Source organism: Rhizobium sp. TH2, from assembly GCF_024707525.1.
Taxonomy (GTDB): domain Bacteria; phylum Pseudomonadota; class Alphaproteobacteria; order Rhizobiales; family Rhizobiaceae; genus Rhizobium_E.
On the sequence record NZ_CP062231.1, the window covers coordinates 1,106,884 to 1,131,965 of the forward strand.

28 protein-coding genes and 1 pseudogene are annotated in these 25,082 nt (G+C 60.7%); 20 read left to right on the forward strand and 9 right to left on the reverse strand.

Features of this window, described 5'->3' with window-relative positions; all coding sequences use genetic code 11:
• Positions 1 to 117 precede the first annotated feature (117 nt).
• Positions 118 to 1,251, reverse strand: coding sequence for a TauD/TfdA family dioxygenase (locus IHQ71_RS05630; RefSeq protein WP_258160972.1), 1,134 nt, complete (start codon positions 1,249 to 1,251; stop codon positions 118 to 120).
• A gap of 139 nt (positions 1,252 to 1,390) precedes the next feature.
• Here IHQ71_RS05630 and IHQ71_RS05635 point away from each other — a divergent pair, with 139 nt between their 5' ends.
• Positions 1,391 to 2,275 carry a LysR substrate-binding domain-containing protein gene (locus IHQ71_RS05635; RefSeq protein WP_258160973.1) on the forward strand — a complete coding sequence of 295 codons (885 nt, stop codon included), beginning with the start codon at positions 1,391 to 1,393 and terminating at the stop codon, positions 2,273 to 2,275.
• An 8-nt stretch (positions 2,276 to 2,283) separates the two neighbouring features.
• Here IHQ71_RS05635 and tldD read toward each other — a convergent pair whose 3' ends face one another.
• The 4 genes from tldD to IHQ71_RS05655 all read right to left on the reverse strand — a co-directional run bounded on the left by tldD (position 2,284) and on the right by IHQ71_RS05655 (position 5,052).
• The gene (gene tldD, locus IHQ71_RS05640; protein WP_258160974.1) at positions 2,284 to 3,699 is read right to left on the reverse strand and encodes a metalloprotease TldD; all 1,416 of its coding nucleotides are present in this window, start codon (positions 3,697 to 3,699) and stop codon (positions 2,284 to 2,286) included.
• 73 nt (positions 3,700 to 3,772) lie between these two features.
• The gene (locus IHQ71_RS05645) at positions 3,773 to 4,090 is read right to left on the reverse strand and encodes a helix-turn-helix domain-containing protein (protein WP_258160975.1); all 318 of its coding nucleotides are present in this window, start codon (positions 4,088 to 4,090) and stop codon (positions 3,773 to 3,775) included.
• 11 nt (positions 4,091 to 4,101) lie between these two features.
• Positions 4,102 to 4,476 carry a type II toxin-antitoxin system RelE/ParE family toxin gene (locus IHQ71_RS05650; RefSeq protein WP_258160976.1) on the reverse strand — a complete coding sequence of 125 codons (375 nt, stop codon included), beginning with the start codon at positions 4,474 to 4,476 and terminating at the stop codon, positions 4,102 to 4,104.
• A gap of 54 nt (positions 4,477 to 4,530) precedes the next feature.
• On the reverse strand, positions 4,531 to 5,052 hold the full coding sequence (locus IHQ71_RS05655) for an invasion associated locus B family protein (RefSeq protein WP_258160977.1): 522 nt from the start codon (positions 5,050 to 5,052) through the stop codon (positions 4,531 to 4,533).
• Positions 5,053 to 5,448: 396 nt separating this feature from the next.
• Here IHQ71_RS05655 and coxB point away from each other — a divergent pair, with 396 nt between their 5' ends.
• The 18 genes and pseudogenes from coxB (at position 5,449) to IHQ71_RS05745 (ending at position 19,386) form a co-directional block, all read left to right on the forward strand.
• Complete coding sequence (gene coxB / locus IHQ71_RS05660; RefSeq protein WP_258160978.1) at positions 5,449 to 6,336, forward strand: cytochrome c oxidase subunit II; 888 nt, start codon at positions 5,449 to 5,451, stop codon at positions 6,334 to 6,336.
• Positions 6,337 to 6,360: 24 nt separating this feature from the next.
• Positions 6,361 to 8,049: a cytochrome c oxidase subunit I gene (ctaD, locus tag IHQ71_RS05665; protein ID WP_258160979.1), complete on the forward strand. Its 1,689-nt coding sequence runs from the start codon at positions 6,361 to 6,363 to the stop codon at positions 8,047 to 8,049.
• Positions 8,050 to 8,112: 63 nt separating this feature from the next.
• Positions 8,113 to 9,069 carry a heme o synthase gene (locus tag IHQ71_RS05670; protein WP_258160980.1) on the forward strand — a complete coding sequence of 319 codons (957 nt, stop codon included), beginning with the start codon at positions 8,113 to 8,115 and terminating at the stop codon, positions 9,067 to 9,069.
• A 1-nt stretch (position 9,070) separates the two neighbouring features.
• Entirely contained in the window at positions 9,071 to 9,214 is a 144-nt protein-coding gene (locus IHQ71_RS05675) for a hypothetical protein (RefSeq protein ID WP_258163016.1), read from the forward strand.
• Positions 9,214 to 9,813 carry a cytochrome c oxidase assembly protein gene (locus IHQ71_RS05680; protein ID WP_258160981.1) on the forward strand — a complete coding sequence of 200 codons (600 nt, stop codon included), beginning with the start codon at positions 9,214 to 9,216 and terminating at the stop codon, positions 9,811 to 9,813. Before IHQ71_RS05675 ends, IHQ71_RS05680 begins: the two co-directional genes overlap by 1 nt.
• A 53-nt stretch (positions 9,814 to 9,866) precedes the next feature.
• Complete coding sequence (locus IHQ71_RS05685) at positions 9,867 to 10,742, forward strand: cytochrome c oxidase subunit 3 (protein ID WP_258160982.1); 876 nt, start codon at positions 9,867 to 9,869, stop codon at positions 10,740 to 10,742.
• 168 nt (positions 10,743 to 10,910) lie between these two features.
• Complete coding sequence (locus IHQ71_RS05690; protein WP_374989964.1) at positions 10,911 to 11,060, forward strand: type II toxin-antitoxin system RelE/ParE family toxin; 150 nt, start codon at positions 10,911 to 10,913, stop codon at positions 11,058 to 11,060.
• Positions 11,061 to 11,063: 3 nt separating this feature from the next.
• Positions 11,064 to 11,357: an addiction module antidote protein gene (locus tag IHQ71_RS05695; RefSeq protein ID WP_258160983.1), complete on the forward strand. Its 294-nt coding sequence runs from the start codon at positions 11,064 to 11,066 to the stop codon at positions 11,355 to 11,357.
• Positions 11,358 to 11,374: 17 nt separating this feature from the next.
• Positions 11,375 to 11,656, forward strand: a complete 282-nt coding sequence (locus IHQ71_RS05700; RefSeq protein ID WP_258160984.1) for a GNAT family N-acetyltransferase — start codon at positions 11,375 to 11,377, stop codon at positions 11,654 to 11,656.
• Positions 11,657 to 11,698: 42 nt separating this feature from the next.
• Positions 11,699 to 12,097, forward strand: coding sequence for a DUF983 domain-containing protein (locus tag IHQ71_RS05705; RefSeq protein WP_258160985.1), 399 nt, complete (start codon positions 11,699 to 11,701; stop codon positions 12,095 to 12,097).
• Complete coding sequence (locus tag IHQ71_RS05710; RefSeq protein WP_258160986.1) at positions 12,090 to 12,815, forward strand: SURF1 family protein; 726 nt, start codon at positions 12,090 to 12,092, stop codon at positions 12,813 to 12,815. The genes IHQ71_RS05705 and IHQ71_RS05710 overlap by 8 nt, the downstream gene beginning before the upstream one ends.
• Positions 12,816 to 12,840: 25 nt before the next feature.
• A pseudogene (locus tag IHQ71_RS05715) lies at positions 12,841 to 13,197 on the forward strand (DUF1304 domain-containing protein); the annotation flags it as partial.
• A gap of 77 nt (positions 13,198 to 13,274) precedes the next feature.
• Positions 13,275 to 14,267: a 4-hydroxy-3-methylbut-2-enyl diphosphate reductase gene (gene ispH / locus IHQ71_RS05720; protein ID WP_258160987.1), complete on the forward strand. Its 993-nt coding sequence runs from the start codon at positions 13,275 to 13,277 to the stop codon at positions 14,265 to 14,267.
• Positions 14,268 to 14,630: 363 nt separating this feature from the next.
• On the forward strand, positions 14,631 to 15,608 hold the full coding sequence (locus IHQ71_RS05725; RefSeq protein WP_258160988.1) for a homoserine kinase: 978 nt from the start codon (positions 14,631 to 14,633) through the stop codon (positions 15,606 to 15,608).
• A complete protein-coding gene (gene rnhA / locus IHQ71_RS05730) occupies positions 15,605 to 16,078 on the forward strand; it encodes a ribonuclease HI (protein ID WP_258160989.1) in 474 nt (157 codons plus the stop codon). The genes IHQ71_RS05725 and rnhA overlap by 4 nt, the downstream gene beginning before the upstream one ends.
• 68 nt (positions 16,079 to 16,146) lie before the next feature.
• Positions 16,147 to 18,342, forward strand: coding sequence for an esterase-like activity of phytase family protein (locus IHQ71_RS05735; protein WP_258160990.1), 2,196 nt, complete (start codon positions 16,147 to 16,149; stop codon positions 18,340 to 18,342).
• A gap of 142 nt (positions 18,343 to 18,484) precedes the next feature.
• Positions 18,485 to 18,841: a hypothetical protein gene (locus IHQ71_RS05740; RefSeq protein WP_258160991.1), complete on the forward strand. Its 357-nt coding sequence runs from the start codon at positions 18,485 to 18,487 to the stop codon at positions 18,839 to 18,841.
• Between the two features lie 53 nt (positions 18,842 to 18,894).
• On the forward strand, positions 18,895 to 19,386 hold the full coding sequence (locus IHQ71_RS05745; protein WP_258160992.1) for a copper chaperone PCu(A)C: 492 nt from the start codon (positions 18,895 to 18,897) through the stop codon (positions 19,384 to 19,386).
• Between the two features lie 50 nt (positions 19,387 to 19,436).
• Here IHQ71_RS05745 and IHQ71_RS05750 read toward each other — a convergent pair whose 3' ends face one another.
• The gene (locus IHQ71_RS05750; RefSeq protein ID WP_258160993.1) at positions 19,437 to 19,916 is read right to left on the reverse strand and encodes a peroxiredoxin; all 480 of its coding nucleotides are present in this window, start codon (positions 19,914 to 19,916) and stop codon (positions 19,437 to 19,439) included.
• 51 nt (positions 19,917 to 19,967) lie between these two features.
• Complete coding sequence (locus IHQ71_RS05755; protein ID WP_258160994.1) at positions 19,968 to 20,777, reverse strand: protein-disulfide reductase DsbD domain-containing protein; 810 nt, start codon at positions 20,775 to 20,777, stop codon at positions 19,968 to 19,970.
• Between the two features lie 134 nt (positions 20,778 to 20,911).
• On the opposite strand from IHQ71_RS05755, the gene IHQ71_RS05760 reads away from it, so the two are divergent.
• A complete protein-coding gene (locus IHQ71_RS05760) occupies positions 20,912 to 21,520 on the forward strand; it encodes a YqgE/AlgH family protein (RefSeq protein ID WP_258160995.1) in 609 nt (202 codons plus the stop codon).
• Positions 21,521 to 21,546: 26 nt separating this feature from the next.
• Here the strand turns inward: IHQ71_RS05760 and IHQ71_RS05765 are convergent, their stop codons facing one another.
• Together IHQ71_RS05765 and IHQ71_RS05770 are read right to left on the reverse strand one after the other, a co-directional pair.
• Positions 21,547 to 24,399, reverse strand: a complete 2,853-nt coding sequence (locus IHQ71_RS05765; RefSeq protein ID WP_258162755.1) for a sensor domain-containing phosphodiesterase — start codon at positions 24,397 to 24,399, stop codon at positions 21,547 to 21,549.
• Positions 24,400 to 24,458: 59 nt separating this feature from the next.
• Positions 24,459 to 25,070, reverse strand: coding sequence for a GNAT family N-acetyltransferase (locus IHQ71_RS05770; protein WP_258160996.1), 612 nt, complete (start codon positions 25,068 to 25,070; stop codon positions 24,459 to 24,461).
• Between the last annotated feature and the right edge of the window lie 12 nt (positions 25,071 to 25,082).

Below are 25,082 nucleotides of genomic sequence, written 5' to 3' on the forward strand. Positions count from 1 at the left end.
TTGCTCGAAGTCGAAGGCCGCGATTGTGGCACCCTACCTCTCCCCCTGTGGGAGAGGATACGAAGGCCGGGCGAGGCGTAGCCGATCACATGGACGCGCTTGGTGAGGGGTAATGCTCTACCCCTTGAATCGTCCCTCCGACACCAGCGCCCTATACGTGCTGCGCATCTCGCCGCGATCGGTGTAGCAACCGCGAAGGTAGCGGTCGCCTTCGGTCGCCGAATAGGCTGAGCGACCATGCACGATGCGGTGATTGTCGAACACGATGCATTCGGTGGCCTCGAGCCGGAAGCGCATCAGGTATTTGTCCGATTGAAGCATGCGGCCGAAGCGGCAGAAGGCCGGATAGTAGGCGTCGAGAAACTCCTGCGGCAGGTCGAAAATATCGGCCATATGCTGGCTGATCGTCAGGCCCGAGACTTCGCCATGGGCGTCGAGCTCGATCACCCGCTGGCGCGAGCGCATGTCGTAGTGGTCATGCTCGCAATAATAGGGGATGTCGGTCTCCGACAGCAGCTTGAAGTCCTCCGGGAACTCCTTCCGCAGGTCGTTGGCGACGGCCACGCCATCCAGGAACAGGTTCGCGCCACCCTTCACGCTGTTGGCACGGCAATGCAGGAACTGCACGCCAGGCGCGACATCCTCGGCCGGTGTGTCGGTGTGCATTTCGAGCGCCTTGGCGGTGTAGGCGAGGTTGGTCGGCTTGATATGTGTCTTCACATCGAAATATTCGCCGAAGAAGGTCGGGCGGATATGGCCGATCAGTTTCGCGAGATCATCGAGGCCCTGGTTGCTGTCGGGCATATCGGTGATGATCGCGACGCCCTCGACCAGCATCGCCTCGATCCATTTGGCAACCAGCGTCTTGTCGGCCAGCAGTGCCGGTTGCGAGAAGCGGGCGATATCCGGATAGTGATCCGAATACCAGGCGCGGCGCGGCAAGTCGGCGGGGTCATGGCGCGGCGTGCCATTGGCGTATTTGGCGAGGAATGCGAGCGGATGGCGGGTCTTGTGGCTGCTGCCGGCCCATTCGATCTCCAGCACGCCGTCCGAAATCCTTACCTGTGCAGGCATCGGCGCTTCGGCCTCGTGGAAGATGTCGTAGGTGCGCTCGCGCGTCTGGCTGTCGAACGAGGTCGGGCAATTGTCGCGGAGCCAGTAATTGTTGAAATAGGCGGTCGTGCCGTCGAGCAGCGGCACGTCGATGCCATGCTCCTTGAGTCTTACGGCCTGGCTGAGGCTGATGTCCATTTTGAATCCTGTTTGTCTAATATTTGTGCAGAGCGGGATCTGGGAGTGATCTTGCGCTCCATGCATTGACTTTAATGGCTTCGGGGAATTCTATGAAGCCGGAATCGTCTTATGATAAAATAACTCTGGGATTATATTGATGCCATCGCCGCTGCCGCCCTTGCGCCTTCTGTCGGTCTTCGAGGCTGTCTCACGCACAGGCAGCGTCCAGCGGGCGGCAATGGAATTGAACGTCACCCAGCCGGCCGTGAGCCAGGCGCTCCGGCAGTTGGAAGACCATGTCGGTACGAAACTGCTCGACCGCAAGACACGGCCAGCGGCGCGAACCGAGGCCGGGCGAATCCTCGAGGTCGCCGTCACGGAGGGCCTGGGTCGGATCGCCGACGCGATCGATCACGTCAGGCATTTGCAGATGACCGGTGATTCCGCGACGGTGGCCTGTTCGGTGGGCGTTGCGACCTATTGGCTGATGCCGAGGCTCGCGCGGTTCTCGGCCGAGCATCCGCAGGTCACCGTCAACGTCATGACCACGCTGCAGGGCGCGCCGCGTCTTAATCCGGCCGTCGATCTCGCGATCCGCTACGGCAATGGACGATGGGCGGATGGCACGGTGGAAAAGCTGTTCGACGAACGCGTGGTGCCGGTTTGCAGCCAGCCGTTTCGTGATCGGCTCAAGTCGGCAGGCATCAAGCTGGATCGCACCACGCTTCTGCATGTCAATACCGACGACCCGGCCTGGATCACCTGGCCGACCTATCTCAAGAATATGGGACTGCCGGAGAACCGGACGGCGGGCCGCCGTTTCACCAATTATGTGCAGGCGACCCAGGCCGCACTCGATGGCCAGGGCGTGATGCTGGGCTGGGAATCGATCACCGGCGATTTGGTGCGGGAAGGGCGACTTGTGGAGCTGAACGACCTGCCGCTGGTGCCCGCCGACGCATTCTACCTCGTCACGACGCCGATGATCGAAGAACGGCCTTCGGCACGTCTTCTCGCCTCATGGCTTCTTGATCTGCCTTAGGCCGCGGCCTAAGCCTTCGTCCCGCCCACCGTAACGTCGTTCATCCTCAGATGCGGCTGGCCAACGCCGACGGGCACCCACTGGCCACCCTTGCCGCAATTGCCGATACCGGTATCGAGCTTGGTGTCGTTGCCGATCATGGTGATGCGTTTCATCGCATCCGGGCCGTTGCCGATCAGCATCGCGCCCTTGACCGGCCGGCCGATCTTACCGTTTTCGATCATATAGGCCTCGGTGCAGGAGAAGACGAACTTGCCTGATGTGATATCGACCTGACCGCCGCCGAACGAGACGGCATAGAGGCCCTTCTTGACGGAGGCGATGATCTCCTCGGGCGTCTTGTCGCCGGACAGCATGTAGGTGTTAGTCATGCGCGGCATCGGTACATGCGCATAGGATTCGCGCCGTCCGTTGCCGGTCGGGGTCATGCCCATGAGGCGGGCATTCTGGCGGTCCTGCATATAGCCGACCAGCCTTCCGTCCTCGATCAGCACGTTGTAGCCGGCGGCAGTGCCCTCGTCGTCGATGGTGATCGAGCCGCGCGCACCGTCGATCGTGCCGTCGTCGACGACGGTGACGCCCTTGGCCGCGACCATCTCACCCATCAGGCCGGCAAAAGCCGAGGTCTTCTTGCGGTTGAAATCGCCTTCCAGGCCGTGGCCGACAGCTTCATGCAGCATCACGCCCGGCCAGCCCGAGCCGAGCACCACGTCCATGGAGCCGGCCGGCGCATCATCAGCCGAGAGATTGACCAGCGCCTGGCGCAAGGCCTCGTCGGCGCCGTGCTTCCAGCTTTCCTCGGTCAGGATGTCGGTGAACGGCTTGCGGCCGCCGAAACCATAGGAGCCGCTTTCCTGCCGCGAGCCATCGCCGGCGACGACGGAGAAATTCAGCCGCGTCATCGGCCGCGTGTCCTTCACATGCGTGCCATCGGCACGGATGATCTCGATCGTTTCCCAGGATGCCGAGATCGATGCCGAGACCTGCCGGACCTTGGAGTCGCTGGCGCGGATATAGCTGTCGATTTCGGTGAGCAACGCCACCTTCTCCTCGAAACTCGGCGCGCCGATCGGGTTCTCGTCGCTATAGCGGCGGGCATTGGTTTTCTGGGGTGCGGCTGCGTACGAGCCCGAATAGCCGCGCGTCACGGCGGTCACCGCATCGCCCGCACGCTTCAGCGCCGCTTCCGACATCTCGCCCGAATGGGCATATCCGACGGATTCGCCGGCGACCGCGCGCAGGCCAAAACCCTGGTCGGTGTTGAAGCTTCCACCCTTCAGCCGGCCGTTGTCGAAGGTCAGCGATTCCGATTGCGAATATTCGAGATAAAGCTCGCCATCATCGGCGCCCCGAAGCGTGTCGGACACGAAGGACTGGACGCCGGCTTCGCTGATGTCGAAATTCGAGAGGAGATCGGTTTTCATTGCACTGCTTTCTTAAGCCGGGACGTGGCTAAGGTAGGAACGGAAGTGGAAATCTCAAGAATGCATTTCGTGCTTACCGAAGCGCATGCACCGAAACATGCCCTTCCTTTTCACTGCGGCTCGGCCTGATCATGATCTCGATATCCTGATTGAGCGACGTGAGAAAGCCCATGAGCCTTTCGACAGAAAACCCTTCCAGCCGATAGTTGACCAGAGCGGACACTTTGGACTGCGGGATTCCGAGCAGGGATGCCGCTGACGTCTGTCGAAGCTTGCGCCCCTTGAGGATCGTATTGATCTCAAGCGCAAGACGCGTCTTGGTCTGCCGCCCGACAGCATCCGGAAGGCCGAGATCGGCGAAAACATTCGTGCTGCCGTATTCGATGTCCATTGTTGCCTCCGTCACTTTCTCGATCTTTCGTGATCTTCCCTGGCCCGTTTCAATCTCTCACCAATGAGATCGATGTCGCTCGTCGCGGTGCGTATTCCCGAAGGACTCTTCTTCTGGAATGCATGCAACACATAGATCGCTGCTTCGAACCGAACGGTATAGACGGCGCGATATGTATCGCCATCATGGTTCTCGACGATTTCGAGGACACCCGGGCCTTCGCCTTTCCATGGCTTGGCATGCGGATGTTTTCCGCCGAGTTGTGCAAGGCCGAGCGCATAGCCCATGCCGCTGATGACCTCTTGCGGGAACGCCATGAAATCCCGCTTCGACGAGCCCACCCAATGGAGGGGCTTTTCACCATATTGAAAAGGAGGCTTCGTCATGAGGGAATTATACCCAAACAGGTATAAATTCGCAATGCCTATTCTTTGCCACTCTCAAGGCAGCGCGTCATATCCCTCACCAAACCCCTTGAGATCGACCGGAATGCCGATGCCTTCTTCCGGCGACTGGAAGACGATGAACGTAGCGGTCTTGCCGGCGCGGAAGGTCTTCAGCAGGGCGTCTTCCAGCACGACTTCCGCATAGCAACCATCGGAGAAGCAGCGGACGAAATAGGCGCGACCGATATCCTTGCTGTCGACATTGAGGCCGAGCCCGTTGGGCAGCAGCACGCCAAGCGGCGCCAGCACGCGAAGGATCTTCGCCTTGCGGTCGGCGGTCTTGAGCACGACGACGGAGAGGCCCACCTCCGGCCGGTCGTCGGCGATCACGTTCTGCATCAGCGCGCATTGCTCTTCGCCGGCGCCCGCGGGCTTGTCGCAGACGATCGACCAGGCGCCGTGGTTGGATTTGACGACGCCCGGCTGCTGCGGCGTTTGGGCCGCGGCTGGCAGGCATAGGAGTGCGAGGAAGCTTGCGACGAGGCAGCCCAGGCGTGAGGGACTACGAAGAACCATGAAAACCTCGGTTTCGAATCATTGGGCGCTATCATACGGTCCGGTAAGCGAGGCGCCAGCGTCAAATTCGGCTCGCGCGCGCCGTCTCGATCCTTCCGATATCGCATGGGCGACTTGCGCGGCACTGGAGCTTGGTACTTCACACGTCAACGCGACTTCAACCCGACGACTGCGGCGAAAGCACGGCAACTCCTTGGTGCCAAAGAGGAAAATCCGCTGGCCTTGGGCGCGGGCGTGGTCTAGATTGGAAAGGCTTGAAATTGCGCAAAAATGCCGCATGAAACAGCCATCCTGCCTGTTGCGGCTGGCCCGAAACTATGGTTTTAAGGGGGCATTATTGCAGGGATTCTGCGTCTTTTTGGTTTGACCCGGCTCAAACACTTGGGGAGAATATTCGTGAAGAACAAAGCTCTTGCGGCGCTGAGCTCACTCATGGGCCTTCTGTTCGCGTCAAGCGCTCTGGCTGATCAGCCCTATCCGTGGCAGATCGACCTGCAGCCCGCGGCGACGAGCCTGATGGAGGAAGCGCGCTGGTTCAACCTTTATACGCTGTGGTTCATCGTTCCCATCACGCTGTTCGTGCTTGCGCTGCTCGTCGTCGTGGCGGTCAAGTTCCGCAAGTCGGCAAATCCGGTGCCGTCCAAGACGAGCCACAACACGCTGATCGAGATCATCTGGACTGTCGGCCCCGTCGTCATCCTGCTGTTCTTCGCCATCCCCTCGTTCCAGCTGCTGACGACCCAGTTGACCCAGCCGACGAACCCGGACCTGACCCTCAAGGTCACCGCGACGCAGTGGAAGTGGACCTATGAATATCCGTCGGTGGAAAATGGGCCGTCCTTCGACTCGCTGATCCTCGAAGACAAGGATCGCGCGGCGCTCGGCAAGGAGGATATGTCCAAGTATCCGCGTCTTCTGGCTGTCGACAATGAACTCATCGTGCCGGTCAACAAGACTGTCCGTGTGATCGTCACCGCCGAACCCTCCGACGTTATTCATGCCTTCGCCATGCAGTCCTTCGGCATCAAGGTCGATGCCGTCCCGGGCCGCATGAACGAGACCTGGTTCAAGGCCGATCGCGAAGGCCTGTTCTACGGCCAGTGTTCGGAGTTGTGTGGCAAGGACCACGCATTCATGCCGATCGCCATCCGTGTCGTGAGCGAGGACAAGTACAAGGTCTGGCTCGCCGCTGCCGCGACCGACCTTCCCGGCGCCTACAAGGCGCTGATGGCGGCTGTCGATGGTCCGTCGAATGTCAATGTCGCTTCCAGCGACGCGAAATAATTCATTCCAGGGAAAGCGATCACAATGGCTGACCATTCCGAACACGCTCACGCCGCTCATGATACGCATGACGGCCATGGGCATGACGACCATCCCCATACGCCCGGCTTTGCCGCACGCTGGCTGTTTTCGACCAACCACAAGGATATCGGTACGCTCTACTTGATCTTCGCGATCTTCGCGGGCGTCATCGGCGGCGCGCTGTCGGTGATGATGCGCATCGAACTCCAGGAGCCCGGCGTCCAGCTCTTCCACGGTCTGGCCCAGATGGTCTATGGCGTGGATGCCAATGCCGCTCTCGATGCCGGAAAGCAGATGTTCAACGTCTTCACCACCGCGCACGCCCTGATCATGATCTTCTTCATGGTCATGCCCGCGCTGATCGGTGGCTTCGCCAACTGGATGGTGCCGATCATGATCGGTGCGCCCGACATGGCTTTCCCGCGCATGAACAACATCTCCTTCTGGCTCATTCCGCCAGCCTTCATCCTGTTGGTCCTGTCCATGTTCGCCGAAGGCACCACGGGCGCGCATGGTGTCGGCGGCGGCTGGACCATCTACCCGCCGCTTTCGACCACGGGTTCGAACGGGCCGGCTGTCGATCTGGCGATCTTCGCGCTTCATATCGCTGGCGCGTCGTCGATCCTCGGCGCGATCAACTTCATCACCACGATCCTCAACATGCGCGCGCCCGGGATGACCATCCACAAGATGCCGCTGTTTGCCTGGTCCGTGCTGATCACCGCCTTTCTGCTGCTGCTGTCGATGCCGGTTCTTGCCGGTGCCATCACCATGCTGCTGACCGACCGCAATTTCGGCACCACCTTCTTCTCGCCTGAAGGCGGCGGCGACCCGATCCTGTTCCAGCACCTGTTCTGGTTCTTCGGTCACCCGGAAGTCTACATCCTGATCCTGCCGGGCTTCGGCATCGTCAGCCACATCATATCGACCTTCTCCAAGAAGCCCGTCTTCGGCTATCTCGGCATGGCCTATGCCATGGCCGCGATCGGCGCCGTCGGCTTCATCGTCTGGGCGCACCACATGTACACTGTCGGCATGTCGCTGCAGTCCCAGCGCTACTTCGTCTTCGCCACCATGGTCATCGCGGTGCCGACGGGCGTCAAGATCTTCTCGTGGATCGCCACGATGTGGGGCGGTTCGATCGAGTTCCGCACTCCGATGCTCTGGGCGATCGGTTTCATCTTCCTGTTCACGGTCGGTGGCGTCACCGGCGTGCAACTCGCCAATGCCGGTCTCGACCGCGTGGTGCACGACACCTACTACGTCGTCGCGCACTTCCATTACGTGCTGTCGCTCGGCGCCGTGTTCGCGATCTTCGCGGCGTGGTACTACTGGTTCCCGAAGATGACCGGCTACATGTATTCGGAATTCCTCGGCAACCTGCATTTCTGGGTGATGTTCGTCGGCGTGAACCTTGTGTTCTTCCCGCAGCATTTCCTCGGCCTTGCCGGCATGCCGCGCCGTTACATCGACTATCCCGATGCCTATGCCGGCTGGAACTATGTGTCCTCGATCGGCTCCTACATCTCGGTCGTCGGTGTCGTGATCTTCTTTGCCTCTATCATCGAGGCATTCATGAAGAAGCGCGTCGCGGGCGACAATCCGTGGGGCGAGGGCGCCGATACGCTGGAATGGCAGCTGCCGTCGCCGCCGCCCTACCACCAGTGGGAACAGCTTCCGCGCATCAAGTAAGCGCGAACAAACCTCGGAAACCGCCTTCGGGCGGTTTCCTCTAAAGAAAATAGAGTTACCCCAATGGCGATGATCAAAGGCGAGCGCATCATATCCGGTCAGGACGCCCTGAGGATTTCAGAGGCGACGTTCAAGGATTACTTCGAGCTTTTGAAGCCGCGCGTCATGTCGCTCGTCATCTTCACGGCCTTTGCCGGCCTCGTCGTAGCGCCCGGCCATATCAATCCGGTGATCGGCTTCATCGCCATTCTCTGCATCGCCGTCGGCGCCGGCGCCTCAGGCGCGCTCAATATGTGGTACGACGCCGATATCGACGCTGTCATGACCCGAACCGCAGGCCGGCCGATCCCGTCGGGCCGCATCCTGCCGGGCGAGGCGCTGGCCTTCGGGCTCACACTTTCGGGCTTCTCGATCGTCATCTTGGGACTGGCTGTCAATGCGCTGGCCGCAGGCCTGCTCGCCTTCACCATTTTCTTTTACGCCGTCGTCTACACGATGTGGCTCAAGCGCTGGACGCCGCAGAACATCGTCATCGGTGGTGCGGCCGGCGCCTTCCCGCCGATGATCGGCTGGGCTGCCGTCACCGGCGGTGTGTCGATCGAGAGCATCACGCTGTTCCTGATCATCTTCCTCTGGACGCCCGCGCATTTCTGGGCACTGGCGCTGTTCAAGATGCGCGATTATGGCGCGGTCGGCGTGCCGATGCTGCCGAATGTGTCGGGCGAGAAGGTTACCAAGGACCAGATCCTGATCTATGCCGTGCTGACCGCCGCAGCCGGCGTGGCGCCTGCATTCCTCGGCTTCGCGTCGCCAGTCTACGGTGTCCTCACCGGCGCGCTGGGCGTGGCCTTTATCTGGTTCGCGGTGCTCTGTCGCCGCATGCCGGATGGCGACAAGGCCATGGTTCCGGCCAAGAAACTATTCGCCTACTCGATCCTTTATCTCTTTGCGGTCTTCTCGTGCCTGATGGCGGATCATTTCGCCGTGCAGGCCTGGACCAGCCTGAAGGGAGTGATTTGATATGGTGGAAAAGATCGATCTGACCGACGCGCAACGGAAGTCCCGTCGCAATCGCAATGTCGCGATCGGCGTGGTGCTGGCCGCACTCGTGGTGATTTTCTATGCCGTGACGATCATCAAGATGGCGCCGGGGGCGATGAACTGATGACCGACCCGCGCGACCAGAAGGCAAACGACCGGCGCAATATCCGCGTCCTGGCTTCGTGCGTCGTCTTTGTCGGCGCGATGGTCGGCATGAGCTATGCCGCCGTGCCGCTCTACGACATGTTCTGCCGCGTCACCGGCTATAACGGCACCACACAGAAGGTCGAACAGGCCTCGTCCGTCATCCTCGACAAGACGATCCGCGTCGAACTCGACAGTAATTCCGCGTCCGACCTCAACTGGGATTTCAAGCCGGTGGATCGTGGCGTGAACCCACGCATCGGCGAGACGGTGCAGGTCAGCTTCCGGGTAACCAACAATTCCAAGCGCGAGAAGACGGGTCGTGCGGTATTCAACGTCACGCCGATGATCGCGGGCGCCTATTTCAACAAGCTCGAATGCTTCTGCTTCACCGATGTGACGCTGAAGCCGGGCGAGACGCGGGACATGCCCGTCGTCTTCTTCGTCGATCCGGAAATCGTGAAGTTTCCGGATACCAAGGATATGAAAGTCATCACGCTCTCCTATACCTTCTACCAGGAAGACAAGCCCAAGCCTGTCGCCCAGAAGGTCGGGGACAGCGAAGCGAAGAAACTGTAATTCGTCTGCATGGCGCAAGCCGCGCAGCAGGGGTCAATAGCCGGGGATTAGACATGGCGAGTGCACACGGAAAACAACACGACTACCATATCATCGATCCGAGCCCCTGGCCGATCATCAGCTCCATCGGTGCGTTCCTGCTGGTCTTCGGCGGCGTCTGCTACATGCGTTGGCTGCAGGGCAATCCGTTCCACCTGTTCGGCGGCGATATCGCCAATCCGTGGCTGGTGTGGATCGGTCTCGCCATCACGCTCTATTCGATGTTCGCCTGGTGGTCGGATACGGTGAAGGAAGGCCATGCAGGCCATCACACCGAGGTCGTGGCGCTGCATCTGCGCTATGGCATGATCATGTTCATCGCCTCCGAGGTGATGTTCTTCGTCGCGTGGTTCTGGGCCTTCTTCGATGCCAGCCTGTTCGCCAATGAGGCGATCCAGGCCTCGCGCGTCACCTTCACCGGTGGCCAGTGGCCACCCAAGGGCCTCGAAGTCCTCGATCCCTGGCACCTGCCGCTCTACAACACCATCATCCTGCTGCTCTCGGGCACGACGGTCACCTGGGCGCACCATGCGCTGCTGGAAAATGACCGCAAGGGCCTGATCCAGGGACTGGTTCTGACAGTGGCACTCGGCATCCTGTTCTCCTGCGTCCAGGCATACGAATATATCCACGCTCCGTTCGGCTTCTCCGAGTCGATCTATGGCGCGACCTTCTTCATGGCCACTGGCTTCCACGGCTTCCACGTCCTGATCGGCACTATCTTCCTGCTGGTCTGCCTGATCCGCGCCATGATGGGCGGCTTTACGCCGGAGCGTCACTTCGGCTTCGAAGCGGCCGCCTGGTACTGGCATTTCGTCGACGTCGTCTGGCTGTTCCTGTTCTTCTCCATCTATATCTGGGGTGGCTGGGGCGCACCGCTGGCGCATTGAGGCGGTGATTGCGGATTAGCGAACTGAAAGGCCGCCATGTGCGGCCTTTTTGATTTGTTGACAGTCCGTATCTAAGTGGATACAAGATGTATATCTTCGAGATGACACTGGAGTTCAGGGAGTGGCTATATCGGAGATGCCAAGCCGGTCGGTGAAGGTGTCTCGGAGATGAGAATTCATTTTGGCGCTGGCTACAGACTCTATTTCAAGCGCAAGGGCGACGTCGTTTATCTGCTTCTCGTCGGTGGTGACAAATCGACACAAAGCCGCGACATCGCACGCGCGATCGCGCTGGCAAAAACGCTGAACAAGGATTGAACCATGCAGACCATTCGCTTCGATGCATCGGAATTCCTCGACGACGAGGAAGTCATCGCCGAATATCTTGCCGCAGCGATGGAAGATGACAATCCGGAGGTGTTCATCGCGGCTTTGGGCGACGTTGCGAAGGCACGGGGAATATCGGAGATTGCTAGGTCCTCCGGCCTTGGCCGCGAAAGCCTTTACAAATCGCTGCGTCCGGGTTCAAAGCTGCGGTTCGAAACCATGCGCAAGATCGTAGACACGATGGGCTTGAAACTGACCATCGAGCCCGCAACACGATCGAACTCTTAAGGCAGGCGGAATTGAATATGGATATTCGCACCGAGGACAGCCCGAACGGCGGCCGCTACATGATCGGCGAGGTGGGGCAGCAGGCGATCATGACCTTCTCGCGCGCGTCTTCGAAGCTGGTCATCGTCGACCACACCGAGGTGCCTGATCAGTTTCGCGGGCAGGGGATCGGCGTGAAGCTCTCCGAACACGCGGTCGAGGCCGCGCGCAAGGGCGGCTGGAAGATCATTCCGCTCTGCCCCTTCTTCAAGGCGCAGGTGGAGCGGCATCCCGAATGGAATGATGTCATCAGCCACTAATGCCGCATTTCAATAGACCATGGGATGGTCTATCAGTCGATCATGACCGATGCTGAGCGAACCGAAGACCAAGCCCTTTTCCCGCCCGTCGATCCCGTGCGCGCGGGCGTATCCTGCGCCTGCCCGCGCTGCGGCCAGGGCAAGCTGTTCGACGGATTGCTGAAGGTCCGGCCGGTGTGCCGCAATTGCGGCCTCGACAATTCCTTCGCCGATTCCGGTGATGGCCCCGCCGTCTTCGTCATTATGATCATCGGCTTCATCGTGGTCGGCTTGGCGCTCTATGTCGATTCGAACTACGGCTGGCCGATCTGGCTGCATCTGATCCTGTGGATTCCGCTGGCGATCGGCCTCAGCCTCTGGCTGCTGCGGGTGCTGAAGGCGCTGCTGATCGCGCTGCAATATCGCAACAAGGCCAAACCGGGCGAGATCGACCGTGGCTGACACAGTCCGCAGGCCGGGTTGGGGCACGATCGCGGCCATCGTCATAGCGCTCATTATTTTGCTGTCGCTCGGCACCTGGCAGGTCGAGCGCCTGCAGTGGAAAGAGGCGCTGATCGCCGAGATCGCTGCACGCAGCACCGCCGCTCCGATGGCATTGCCCGATGTCGAGGCACGCGAGAAATCCGGCGCTGATATCGACTATGTCAGGATGTCGGCGACAGGCCATTTCGAACACGCTCACGAGCAGTATTTCTTTGCTACTGACGATGGCGAGGTGGGTTACCATGTCTACACGCCGCTGATCCTGCCCGATGGCCGGGCGATCTTCGTCAATCGCGGTTTCGTGCCGGAAGCGCTGAAGGATCCAGCAAAACGCCAGCAGGGCCAGATCACCGGCGACGTCACCATCAAAGGACTGGCCCGCGCCAAACTCACGGAAAAGCCATCCTGGGTCGTGCCCGATAACGAAGCCTACAAGCAACTCTACTTCTGGAAGGACCTCGACGAGATGGCGGCGCAGGCCGCGGTTCCCTCGGGCAAGCTGGTGCCGTTCTTCCTCGACGCCGATGCCTCACCCAATCCGGGCGGCTGGCCCAAGGGCGGCGTGACCCAGATCGATCTGCCCAACAACCACCTGAGCTATGCCGTGACGTGGTATGGGCTGGCGGCGGTTCTGGTCGTCGTTTCGGCACTGGCATTCCGCCGGAAGCCAAGCTAGTAAGAGCGAGTTCAGAGGGCCGGGCATGTATCTTCTATCGGGCATTTTGGTCGCCGTGGTGGCGCTGCTGCACATCTTCTTTCTGGTGTTGGAGATGTTTCTCTGGTCGAGGCCCTATGGCCTGAAGACATTCGGCAACACCCGCGAACAGGCCGAGACGATGAAGGTGCTGGCCGCCAACCAGGGCCTCTATAACGGGTTCCTCGCGGCAGGCCTTATCTGGTCGCTGATGGTGTGGAGTCCGCTGTTTGCATTCGACATCAAGATGTTCTTTCTCGGCTGCGTGATCGTCGCCGCGCTTTATGGCGGCTGGTCGGTTTCACGCCGCATTCTTTTCGTACAGGGCCTGCCGGCATTGATCGCACTTGCCGTTACAATCGTCTTTGCCAATCCCTATCTTGAGGAAACGGATTGCTGCGGGCCGTCGGCGAACCCGAACAACCACATATCAAGGCAGCCATGAACGCTCCTCCGCTTACCATCCGCCTCTGTGCTCCGCGCGGTTTCTGCGCCGGCGTCGATCGCGCGATCCAGATCGTCGTGCTGGCGCTTAAAGCCTATGGCGCGCCGGTCTATGTCCGCCACGAGATCGTACACAACCGCTATGTTGTCGAGGGCCTCGAGGCCAAGGGCGCCATCTTCGTCGAGGAACTCGATGAAATCCCAGACGAGCATCGCAAGCAGCCCGTGGTCTTCTCCGCTCACGGCGTGCCGAAATCGGTGCCGCAGGATGCCATCGCCCGCAACCTCTTCTATCTCGATGCGACCTGCCCATTGGTCTCCAAGGTCCACAAGCAGGCGCTGCGCCACCAGCGCCTCGGCCGCCACGTCATCCTGATCGGCCATGAGGGACACCCCGAAGTCATCGGCACGATGGGCCAGATGGCCGACGGCGCCATGTCGCTCGTCGAGACGGTTGAGGATGCCGAGCGCTATGCGCCTGATGACCCCGATAATCTCGGCTATGTGACCCAGACGACGCTGTCAGTCGACGACATGAAGGACGTGATCGCCAAGCTCAAGGAGCGGTTCCCAAATCTCCAGGACCCGGCGTCGGAATCGCTTTGCTACGCCACCACCAACCGCCAGGAGGCGGTGAAGTTGGCCGCTGCCGATTGCGACCTGTTCCTGATCGTCGGCTCGCCGAATTCCTCCAATTCCAAGCGGCTGGTGGAGGTGGCGCTGAAATCAGGCGCCCGGCAGGCAGCGCTCGTCCAGCGCGCCTCGGAGATCGATTGGGAAGCATTCGGCCATCTCCAAACGGTTGGCCTGTCCGCCGGCGCATCCGCGCCAGAAGTGATCGTCAACGAGATCATCGACGCCTTCCGCGCGCGCTACGATGCCACCGTCGAACTCGCCGAAATGGCCGAGGAGAACGAGCATTTCCCGGTCAATCGGGAACTGCGGAAGATCGAACTGACGCATGAGGACATGGCTTGGGTGAACGGGTAGTCACCACTGGTCCGCGAAGCTCACCCCTCACCAACTTCGGCCAAGGCCTCGCAAAGCTCGCCCGGCCTTCGTATCCTCTCCCACAGGGGGAGAGGTAGCGTGCCGCGCTCGTAACCTTTAATTTGGGCGAGGGCGGTGCCGCGAGTTTTACCTCTCCCCCTGCGGGAGAGGATAGCAAGCCCGAACGAGACAAAGTCGAGTTCTTGGGCGCGCTTGGTGAGGGGTTAATTTCAACATCAGAAAACGCCTTCGCACCTTCGAAATCGTCGCAAACGGTTGCGGCGCGGAGGCTTCTGAAATAGCAAGATTGCTTGAGTGCGCCGCGCGGCGTCTACCTGTGCATCTCCGAGGGGAATCCGTTCGTTGGCAGTCTATACCGATATCACCGAAGACGAACTCGAGCGCTTTCTCGCCCCGTATGACGCGGGCACGCTGATGTCCTACAAGGGCATTGCCGAGGGCGTCGAGAATTCCAATTTCCTGCTCCATACCAGCAAGGCGCCCTACATCCTGACGCTCTATGAAAAACGCGTCGATCCCGCCGACCTGCCGTTCTTCCTCGGCCTGATGCAGCACCTCGCCGATCGCGGCCTGTCCTGCCCGCTGCCGGTGGCGCGGAAGGATGGAAAGCAGCTCGGCCAGCTCGCCGGCCGGCCTGCCGCGCTGATTTCCTTCCTTGAAGGCATGTGGCTGCGCAAGCCCGCCGCCCATCATTGCCGCGCGGTCGGCGAGGCGATTGCCCGCATGCATGTCGCCGGCGAGGGTTTTGCGATCACCAGGAAGAACGCGCTCTCCGTCTCGGGCTGGCGCCCGCTATGGGACAAATCCGAAGCCCGTGCCGATGAAGTCGAGAAGGGCCTCGCCCGGGAAGTCGGCGCCGAGCTTGATTTCCTCGAAAGCCATTGGCCGAAAAACCTGCCGGCAGGCGTCATCCATGCCGACCTCTTCCCGGACAATGTCTTCTTCCTCGATGACCACCTCTCGGGCCTGATCGATTTCTATTTCGCCTGCAATGATTTCTTCGCCTATGACCTGTCGGTCTGCCTCAATGCCTGGTGCTTCGAGAAGGACTGGTCCTACAACATCACCAAGGGCATGGCGCTGATCGAGGGCTACCAGTCCGTCCGCCCGTTGAGCCGTGCTGAAGCCGAAGCGCTGCCACTGCTCTGCCGCGGTTCGGCGCTGCGCTTCTTCCTGACCCGCCTTTACGACTGGCTGATGACACCGCCCGGTGCCATGGTGACCAAGAAGGACCCCAAGGAATATCTCCGCAAGCTGCGCTTCCACCAGAACATTGCAAACCCCGCCGAATATGGGCTCAAGCTGCCGGTGACCGCATGAAACATGTCGATATCTTCACCGATGGCGCGTGCTCCGGCAATCCCGGTCCCGGCGGCTGGGGCGCCATCCTGCGCTATGGCGAGACCGAGAAGGAACTCTCGGGCGGCGAGGCGATGACCACCAACAACCGCATGGAACTGATGGCGGCGATCTCGGCTTTGCAGGCGCTGAAAACCCCTTGCGAGATCGATCTCTACACCGACAGCGCCTATGTCAAGGACGGCATTTCCAAGTGGATCCACGGCTGGAAGAAGAACGGCTGGAAGACCGCCGACAAGAAGCCCGTCAAGAATGCCGAACTCTGGCAGGCCTTCGACGAGGCGCGCAACCGGCACAAGGTCAACCTGCACTGGATCAAGGGCCATGCCGGCCATCCGGAGAACGAGCGCGCCGATGAACTGGCGCGGATGGCCATGGCACCGTTCAAGAAGAAGTCGAAGGCGGTAGCGCCTGTCGATAAGACCGCCTGACATCTTTCTGTCATCTGCCTGTCATGCACATGCGCAAAGACCTCCTGAACGAAACAGGAGGGATTTTCATGACGAGACATTTTTCAATTCCAGCGGCAGTCGCAATTCTTCTGGCGTCGACCGCCGCTATTGCCCATTCCGAGCCGGTGTTCAACCGCATCGCCTCCTTTGCGGTTGCCGACAACACGCCCGCTGACGTCGACGCCAAGTCGGTGACCTCAGCCGAAATCATCGCCGCGACGGAAGACGGCAATACGCTGGTCTACACGTCGAGCCCGCTGAAGGCAGTCGGCCTGATCGACATCACCGATGCCAGGGCCCCGAAGGCGCTCGGTTCGGTCATGCTCGATGGCGAACCGACCTCGGTCGCCATCATCGGCGGCATGGCGCTGGTCGCCGTCAACACCGGGAAGGACAAGCAGCATCCGACCGGCAATCTCGAGACCGTCGACCTCGCGACCAAGAAGGTCGAGGCGACCTGCGATCTCGGCGGCCAGCCCGATTCGATATCGATCTCCAAGGACAAGACCATTGCCGCGATCGCGATCGAGAACGAACGCGATGAAGAATTGAACGACGGCAAGATCCCGCAGATGCCGGCCGGCGATCTGGTGATCGTGCCGATCAGGGATGGCGCCGCCGATTGCGCCGCCATCAAGCATGTCGATCTCAAGGGTATCGCTGGCGTCGCGGCGGAAGATCCGGAGCCGGAATTCGTCGCGATCAATTCCAATAACGAGATCGCGCTGACGCTGCAGGAAAACAACGAGATCGTCATCATCGACGGCAATACCGGCACGGTGAAGACTCACTTCTCCGCCGGCAAGACAGACTTATCGGGTATCGACGCCACCACCGATGGCGCGCTGGATTTCTCCGAGAAACAGGAAGGCGTGCTCCGCGAGCCCGACGCCGTGAAATGGCTGGATGACAACCGCATCATCGTTGCCAATGAGGGCGATTATGAAGGCGGCAGCCGTGGCTTCACCATTTTCGATACGACGGGCAAGGTTCTTTATGAATCGGGCGCCTCGCTCGAACAGGCGAACGCCCGCATCGGCCATTTCCCGGAAAACCGCGCCGGCAAGAAGGGCGTCGAGCCCGAGGGTCTCGAAACGGCCGAGATCGATGGCAAGAAGTATTTCATGGTTCTCTCCGAGCGAGCCTCCGTCGCGGCAGTTTATGAGGATACCGGCGCCGAACCGCGCCTCGTCCAGCTTCTGCCGTCGGGTGTTTCACCGGAAGGCGCGGTGGCGATCCCGTCGCGCAAGCTGCTCGCCACCGCCAACGAAGTCGATCTGATCGAGGACGGCGGCGCTCGCTCGCATGTCATGCTCTATGAGATGAGCGACGCCAAGCCCGCCTATCCGCAGATCGTCTCTGAGGACAAGGATGGCGAGATCATCGGCTGGGGCGCGCTCTCCGGCCTCGCCGCCGTGCCTGACAAGCCCGGCCAGCTCTATGCCGTGACCGACTCGGTCTATAGCGGCCAGCCCTCGATCCTCACCATCGACGCAACGCAGACGCCAGCCGTGATATCAGACAAGCTTGTCGTCAAGCGCGACGGCCAGCCGGCTCAGAAGCTCGATATCGAAGGCATCGCCACCGATGGCGACGGTGGCTTCTGGCTCGCCTCCGAAGGCAATTCGGAAAAGCTCGTGCCGCATGCGCTCTACCATGTGAACGGCAAGGGCAAGATCAAGGAAGAGATCGCACTCCCCGCAGAGCTCCTGGCCAATGAAACCCGCTTCGGCTTCGAGGGCATCGCCGTCGACGGCAAGGGCGACGACATGGTTCTGTGGATGGCCATGCAGCGCGAGTGGAAGGATGACCCCAAGGGCTTCGTCAAGCTCGTCTCCTACAAGCCTTCGACCAAGGAATGGGGCGCCGTGCGCTATCCGCTCGAAGCAGCCGGCGATGGCTGGGTCGGCCTCTCGGAAATCGCCTTCCATGATGGCTACGCCTACATTATCGAGCGCGACAACCTCATCGGCAAGGACGCCAAGCTCAAGAAGCTTTATCGCGTGGCGCTTTCCGAACTGAAGTCGGCCAAGCTCGGCGGCGAACTGCCTGTCATCAAGAAGGAAGAAGTCCGCGACTTCGTTCCCGACCTCAAGGCGCTCAACGGCTATGTCGTCGACAAGCTCGAAGGCTTTGCTTTCGATGCCTCGGGCAAGGCCTATGCGGTCACCGACAATGACGGCGTGAAGGACTCCTCGGGCGAAACGCTGTTCTTCCCGGTCGATATCAAGGGCACGAACTGAGATCTGACGAATAGTTGAAGGGGCCGGATGGCGACATCCGGCCCTCGCCATTACAGCATGCCGCATTGTCAATTGCTGTCGATCGGGCTAAACCCGTCCCGGAAACCCGGGATCTGGCATGACGGCTAAGTGGAACATGGCAATGGCATCGCTGCGCATTCTGTGCGCGATGCTGCTCGTGTCCGCCGGTCTGGCGCATCAGCCCGTCGCGGCCAAACCGTTGCAAGTGCAGGATCTGGCGATCTATGTCCTGCCCGATGGCAGCGTCGCGGACCTCTGCGTGCCGGGAGGCGATGGCCAGTCTGGCAAGATCACGTGGCATGGCTGCGAAGCCTGCCGCATCGCATCCGGCATCCTCATTCCCGCGCCGCCCGTCGAGGCGGCAGCAATCGAGCGGCAGGAGATCGCAGCCGACTTCAAGTCGCTGGAATCCCTGCCGATCACCGTATCTTTCGGACCCGGTGCCTCTCCGCGCGGGCCACCTGAATTCCTCGTTTGATCGCACGCGCAACCTCGCGCGAAGAATCCCGATGAATTCTGAAAGGCAAATCCATGCATATCGCAAATCGCGTGATCGTCACGCTTATCGCACTCATCCTCTCCACTACCCCAGTGTTCGCACACGACTACAAGGCCGGCGATCTTGAGATCCGCCATCCCTGGTCCAAGGCGATGAACCCCGGCGCCAAGACGGGCGGCGGCTTCATGACGATCACCAATCACGGCACCGAACCGGACCGGCTGATCAAGATCTCGTCGGATGTCGCGGACCTGATCCAGGTCCATGAAATGAAGGTCGACAACGGCATGATGACGATGGGTGAAGTTCCCGGCGGCCTCGAAATCGCCCCCGGCGCGACCGTCGAACTCACGCCCGGCGCCATCCACGTCATGTTCATGAGCGTCAAGCAGCCCTTCAAGGAAGGCGAGAAGATCAAGGCCGTGCTGACCTTCGAAAAGGCCGGTGACGTCGAGGTCGAGTTCAAGGTCGAACCCGCCAACAAGGGCGACGACGGCCACGACATGAAGAACATGAAGATGTGAATGCGAAAGGGCCGCCCACGAGGCGGCCCTTTCAATTCTGTGGTTGCCGGTTAGAGCTGGCCGAGCAGCGTCGCGGCGCCAGAGACCTCGGCCTGCCCCGGCACGGTCTCGATGTTGAACTGGGTGACCTTGCCGTCCTCGATCAGCATGGAGTAGCGCTTCGAGCGGATACCCATGCCGTTCATCTCGTTTTCAAGCCCGATGGCCTTGGTGAAGATGGCGGAGCCGTCGGCGAGGAAGCGGATCTTGCCTTCGCCACCCGACGCCTTGGCCCAGGCCTGCATCACGTGATGGTCGTTGACCGACAGCACAACGATCTCGTCGACGCCCTTGGCGAAGAAGCTATCGCGGTTTTCCAGGAAGCCCGGCAGGTGGTTGAGCGAACAGGTGGGCGTGAACGCGCCCGGTACCGCGAAGAGCACGATCTTGCGGCCCTTCAAAAATTCCTGGAGGTCGATATCGGTGACACCTTCCGATGTCTTTTCCTTGAGCGTGGCGGCGGGCAATGTGTCGCCGATGGCAATGGTCATGCTGGTATTCTCCCGACGTGATGAAATTCTGGCTGTGGAATATCGCTGCGGCTATTTCAGCGCAAGGGTTGCTTCGATGGCCCGGCCACCTGATTTGACGAGCATGGTGATCGTACGCTCCGCCTGTGCCTTGTCGCTGATGACGGGGATGCGGATGTGAGCGATTTTGTCCATCCCGGCATCGATCTCCACCTTGCCCAGCCGCAGACCCGGCGGCGCCACGATTGCAACCTGCGGTGCTTCGGCGCCGGGCAACGTGATCTCTGCTTCAATCATCTTGCTGTCAGCCGAGAAATGCAGATTCCTGATCTCGAAATCCTTCCCCGGCTTTTCGGGAAGAGCTGACTGCGCAAGCTGCAACTGCATGAATTCCTCGCCTTCCGGTTGGCCAGGTTTCAGCGGCATGGAAAAGTTCGTCATGAAGGGCAGGCACACCTTCTCGCAGATGCCGACGATCGCATTGAGATTGATCGTGGAAGGCGCGTCAGGCAGTGGCTTCGCGAATTCCACGATCAGGCTGACGGGCTGATGGTAACCGACGAAGCGGCCGCCATCGTCATTGCCGATCTCCGGCACCGGAAATGAAACCGACCGAAGCACCAGATTGATCGACCCAGTGAAATCGAGCTGCGGCGGCATGCCGGCATCGCCCGGGTCGCGCCAATAGGTCTTCCAGCCGGGCTTCGGTTCGATTTGCAGAAGAGCGAGGATCGCGTCGTTGCGTGGCTGCGAGATCGCCACGAGCCGCATCCGGCCACCCTCGGATTCCGCCCATTCGCTCATCGCCGCTTGCGCTGCCGGCGGCAGCCAGCTCAAAGCCGCGAGCACGGCAAACAGGACGGCTCTAAAAAGGTTTTTCAATTCATGCACTTCCCGGTTTCCGGCCATTCACATCCGGCGAATGCCAGCGTGCTGCCATGACTCTCATACGAAAAAAGCCGGCCCGACGCATCTTCGTCCTTTTCATTTCACCGCGAATTGATAGGCTGTGAGCCATGGTCGATATCCAGACTTTGAAGAGCAAAGGCGAGCGCGGCTTTCTTGACGGTCAGTTCCTGATCGCCATGCCGGGGATGCCCGACGGCAATTTCTCCCGCGCCGTGGTCTATATCTGCGCCCATTCCAGCGATGGCGCGATGGGCTTCATCATCAATCAGCCGCAGCAGTTGAGCTTCGTCGATATCCTGCGCCATCTCAAAATCGTCGCCGACGAGGATGCGATCCTGCTTCCCGACGAGACGCGTGATTTTCCGATCCAGAAGGGCGGCCCGGTCGAATCCGGCCGTGGCTTCGTGCTCCACACCGATGATTACCTCACCCAGTCTTCGATCCCGGTCAGCGACGAGATCTGCCTCACCGCCACCGTCGATATCATCCGCGCCATGTCGCGGGGCAGGGGGCCGAAGAAGGCCTCGCTGCTGCTCGGCTATGCCGGCTGGGGTGCGGGCCAGATCGAGAGCGAAATCGCCAACAACGGCTGGCTTAGCTGCCCGGCGGATGAGAGCCTGATTTTCGACCATGGGCTGGATGACAAGTACGATCGCGCGCTGGCTCTGATGGGCATCCATCCGGCGATGCTGTCGATGCAGGCGGGGCATGGGTGATATCTGTGGGTGAGGGGTGATCCCGGTTACCCCCGCTTCAACAACGGAAACCGCTCCCGCAACAACCTCTGCACCGAATCCGAACCGATCGGCGGGCCGAAGAAGAAACTCTGGCCGTACTGGCAGCCCATCTGGCCGAGCTTGAGGGCGTCTTCCTCGCTCTCGATGCCCTCCGCCACCAGCGCCATGCCGAGTTCACTGGCCATCGAGACGATCGAGCGCAGCAGCACGTCGCGCTTCTCGCTGGTGTCGCGCACCAGTGATTTGTCGATCTTGATCGTGTCGAAGGGAAAGCGGGTGATATAGCCGAGCGACGAGAATCCGGTGCCGAAATCGTCGATCGCCAGGCCCACGCCCGCCTCGCGGAGTTTCTCGAGTATCAGCCGCGACTGCTCGGGATTTTCCATCACGATCGTTTCGGTCAATTCGAGCTTCAGCCGTTCAGGCGGGCAATCGGAATGGGCGAGCGCCCGTCGCACATCCTCGGCGAGGTTCGAATTGATCAACTGCGAACTCGACACGTTGACCGACATGAAGAACGGAATGTCGCCCATCTGGGCAAGCCAGATCGAAAGGTCCGCCGTGGCGCGCTCAATGGCGAACAGGCCGAGTTCGGAAATGAAATTCGAGCTTTCCGCAAGCGGAATGAATTCGGTCGGCGGGATGTTGCCGCGGCGCGGATGATCCCATCGCATCAGCGCCTCGAAGCCGGCGATCTCGGCGTCATCCAGCCGCACGATCGGCTGGTAGACCATCGATATTTCCTTGCGCTCGATGGCGCGGCGGAGATCGGATTCGAGCTGCAACCGGTCGGAAACCGCCATGCGGAACGATGGTTGGAACGGCTCGACCTTGTCGCCGCCGGATTTCTTGGCGCGATACATGGCAAGCTCGGCATCGTTGAGCAGGCCTTCGCCATTCACTGTCGGATCGGTCCAGGACACGATGCCGATCGAGGCCGTCAGGATGAACTCCTCGTTGGCGAAGTTGAGCGGCACGGAGATCGCCTTGGCCACCGCATCGGCGAAATCGGCGATGCGGGCCGGATCGGTCTCCGAGGTCAGGATGACACCGAACTCATCACCCGCCAGACGGCCGAGCGTATCCTGTGGCTTGAGCAGCCGGCGCAGTCTGCGGGTCAACGCGATCAGGATATTGTCGCCGGCCGCGATGCCGAGGGAATCGTTGACCTGCTTGTAGCGGTCGATATCGATGGTCAGCACCGTCGGTCGCATATTCTCGTCGGCGGCACCCAGCGCCAGCAGCGATTGCAGCCGGTCGAGGAAGAGCTGGCGGTTCGGCAGGCCGGTGAGGTTGTCGTTGAGCGCATCGCTGAGCAGGCGGTCGACGATGTTCTTCTGCTCGGTCACGTCCTCGACGATGCCGACGCAGCGGCTGATCTCGCCATTGCCTGATAGCACCGGCCGGGCTCGGATAGAGAGCCAGTGATACTGGCCGTCCTCGGCGCGTAGCCGGAAATCGTGGGAGAGACGTCCGCGCTTCTGGGCGAGCAAAATGTCCAGCGTCGCTCGGAAACGGTCGCGGTCATCGGGATGCAGCCGTGGCAGCCAGTTGCGCGCCGGGCCATGCAGCGCACCGGGCACCGCGCCGAGCTTGAGCGCGATATCGGGAATAGTCATCACCCGGTCACGCGCCACGTCCCAGTCCCAGATCGTATCGCCGGAGCCGGTCAGCGCCAGCGACTGCCGTTCGAGGTCGGAGAACAAGCCCTGCTGGTAGGCGCCGCCGGCGAAAGCATGCTGCATCACCGTAAAGCCGATCAGCAACACGATCAGCACCAGGCCGAAGGCCAGCGCCGGCTGCACGATATCGTTGTCAAGCTGGCCGGTAATGGCCAGCCAGGCGCCGAACATCCAGGCGATGATGACCAGCCAGGAGGGGATCAGCAGGATGGCGCGGTCATAACGATTGAAGCCGAGAAAGACGATCAGCAGGATGCCGACCCCGGCAGTCAGCGCAAAGGAGACGCGCGCAATGCCCGAGGCGATCGACGGATCATAGATCGCCACCCCGAACAGCGTGCCGAGGCCGAGCACCCAGGCGAGCGTCGCATAGGCGAGGTTGGCATGCCATCGGCTGAGATTGAGGTAGGTGAAGAGGAAGATCACCAGGCCCGAGGCCAGCGCCACTTCCGCGCCCGCCCGCCATATTCGCTCGTCGAGCGTATTGCGCCCGAAAAGCTGCTCGAGGAAGCCGAAATCGACGCAGACATAGGCCAGCACCGCCCACGCAAGCGCCGCCGTGGCCGGCAGCATCGACGTGCCCTTGATGACGAAGAGATTGGTCAGGAACACCGCGAGCAGCCCGGCGATGCCGAGCACGATGCCGCGATAGAGCGTGAACGCGTTGACCGTGTCCTTGTAGGTCTCCGGCTCCCAGAGATAGAGCTGCGGCAGTTGCGGCGAATTGATCTCGGCGACAAATGTGATCACCGCGCCCGGATTGAGCGTGATCGAGAACACATCCGCATCGTTTGACGGCACGCGGTCGAGCGCGAAGCCTTCGCTCGGCGTGATCGAAATGATGCGATCGGAACCCAGGTCCGGCCAGAAGATCTTGGAATTCACCAGCCGGTAATGCGGAGCGACGATCAGCCGTTCGAGCTGCTCGTCCGAGACATTGGCGAGCGCGAACACCGCCCAGTCGCCATTATGGTTCTGTGAGCTCGCGCGCACTTCGATACGGCGTACGATGCCATCGGTGCCAGCGGCCGTCGAGACCTGGAATGCCTCGCCCTGGCCGGCATAGATCTCGGCGATCGCGGTGAGATCGAGCGCCTTGTCCTCGCGCGAGATTTTCACGGGTTCGAGCGCCATGGCACTCATGGGTGCAAGCATCATGACGAAAAACAGCAGCATGCCAAGGCATGCGCCAAACCGGCCCCGGCCGGAGGCTTGCTGCTTCCAAAATTCCAACATCAAATGCCTGGTTTCCCGATTTTATTATAGTTGCCGGCAATCAGGGCATAGAGAACGTGGTCTCTCCACTCCCCCCTGATCTTCAGAAATTCCTTCATATAGCCTTCACGTTGAAATCCGGCTTTTTCAAGCAGCCGGATCGAACGGTCGTTCTCCGGAATACAGGCTGCCTCGATCCGGTGCAAGGCAAGCTGGTTGAAGATGTAGTGTATGGCGATCGTGAGGCCCGCGGTCATATGCCCCTGGCCGGCGAAGCGTTCGCCCATCCAGTAGCCGATCATGCAGGATTGGGAGGCCCCGCGTCGGATATGGCCGATCGTCAATCCACCGATCAACTGGTGATCGCTTCGCGAGAACAGGAAGAGCGGTACGGCGACGCCCGAGGCGAATTCCTGGGCGGAGCGGATGACGCGTGCCCGAAAGCTGCTTTCGGTCAGCCCGTCATGTTCCCAGCTTGGTTCCCATCGTTCGAGGAAGAGCCGGCTGTCACTGCGCAGCGCATACCAGGCACGATAGTCGGAATTTCGCGGCAGCCGGAAGTAATGGTTCTGGCCCGATATCTCTTCCGGTATGCTTCCCTTCGACAAGAAACCGAAGACTGATCTTGCCATGCCCGCCGCCTG

Excerpts from the sequence above, each read along its gene's own strand:
- IHQ71_RS05700 (WP_258160984.1), top strand. The coding sequence starts at position 11,375 with ATGGATATTCGCACCGAGGACAGCCCGAACGGCGGCCGCTACATGATC.
- IHQ71_RS05655 (WP_258160977.1), bottom strand. The coding sequence starts at position 5,052 with ATGGTTCTTCGTAGTCCCTCACGCCTGGGCTGCCTCGTCGCAAGCTTC.
- IHQ71_RS05695 (WP_258160983.1), top strand. The coding sequence starts at position 11,064 with ATGCAGACCATTCGCTTCGATGCATCGGAATTCCTCGACGACGAGGAA.
- ispH (WP_258160987.1), top strand. The coding sequence starts at position 13,275 with ATGAACGCTCCTCCGCTTACCATCCGCCTCTGTGCTCCGCGCGGTTTC.
- IHQ71_RS05770 (WP_258160996.1), bottom strand. The coding sequence starts at position 25,070 with ATGGCAAGATCAGTCTTCGGTTTCTTGTCGAAGGGAAGCATACCGGAA.
- IHQ71_RS05685 (WP_258160982.1), top strand. The coding sequence starts at position 9,867 with ATGGCGAGTGCACACGGAAAACAACACGACTACCATATCATCGATCCG.
- IHQ71_RS05690 (WP_374989964.1), top strand. The coding sequence starts at position 10,911 with ATGAGAATTCATTTTGGCGCTGGCTACAGACTCTATTTCAAGCGCAAG.
- IHQ71_RS05645 (WP_258160975.1), bottom strand. The coding sequence starts at position 4,090 with ATGGACATCGAATACGGCAGCACGAATGTTTTCGCCGATCTCGGCCTT.
- IHQ71_RS05760 (WP_258160995.1), top strand. The coding sequence starts at position 20,912 with ATGGTCGATATCCAGACTTTGAAGAGCAAAGGCGAGCGCGGCTTTCTT.
- IHQ71_RS05650 (WP_258160976.1), bottom strand. The coding sequence starts at position 4,476 with ATGACGAAGCCTCCTTTTCAATATGGTGAAAAGCCCCTCCATTGGGTG.
- IHQ71_RS05705 (WP_258160985.1), top strand. The coding sequence starts at position 11,699 with ATGACCGATGCTGAGCGAACCGAAGACCAAGCCCTTTTCCCGCCCGTC.
- tldD (WP_258160974.1), bottom strand. The coding sequence starts at position 3,699 with ATGAAAACCGATCTCCTCTCGAATTTCGACATCAGCGAAGCCGGCGTC.
- IHQ71_RS05735 (WP_258160990.1), top strand. The coding sequence starts at position 16,147 with ATGACGAGACATTTTTCAATTCCAGCGGCAGTCGCAATTCTTCTGGCG.
- IHQ71_RS05635 (WP_258160973.1), top strand. The coding sequence starts at position 1,391 with ATGCCATCGCCGCTGCCGCCCTTGCGCCTTCTGTCGGTCTTCGAGGCT.
- IHQ71_RS05630 (WP_258160972.1), bottom strand. The coding sequence starts at position 1,251 with ATGGACATCAGCCTCAGCCAGGCCGTAAGACTCAAGGAGCATGGCATC.
- IHQ71_RS05680 (WP_258160981.1), top strand. The coding sequence starts at position 9,214 with ATGACCGACCCGCGCGACCAGAAGGCAAACGACCGGCGCAATATCCGC.
- IHQ71_RS05740 (WP_258160991.1), top strand. The coding sequence starts at position 18,485 with ATGGCATCGCTGCGCATTCTGTGCGCGATGCTGCTCGTGTCCGCCGGT.
- ctaD (WP_258160979.1), top strand. The coding sequence starts at position 6,361 with ATGGCTGACCATTCCGAACACGCTCACGCCGCTCATGATACGCATGAC.
- IHQ71_RS05745 (WP_258160992.1), top strand. The coding sequence starts at position 18,895 with ATGCATATCGCAAATCGCGTGATCGTCACGCTTATCGCACTCATCCTC.
- IHQ71_RS05765 (WP_258162755.1), bottom strand. The coding sequence starts at position 24,399 with ATGCTGCTGTTTTTCGTCATGATGCTTGCACCCATGAGTGCCATGGCG.
- IHQ71_RS05670 (WP_258160980.1), top strand. The coding sequence starts at position 8,113 with ATGGCGATGATCAAAGGCGAGCGCATCATATCCGGTCAGGACGCCCTG.
- IHQ71_RS05675 (WP_258163016.1), top strand. The coding sequence starts at position 9,071 with ATGGTGGAAAAGATCGATCTGACCGACGCGCAACGGAAGTCCCGTCGC.
- IHQ71_RS05750 (WP_258160993.1), bottom strand. The coding sequence starts at position 19,916 with ATGACCATTGCCATCGGCGACACATTGCCCGCCGCCACGCTCAAGGAA.
- rnhA (WP_258160989.1), top strand. The coding sequence starts at position 15,605 with ATGAAACATGTCGATATCTTCACCGATGGCGCGTGCTCCGGCAATCCC.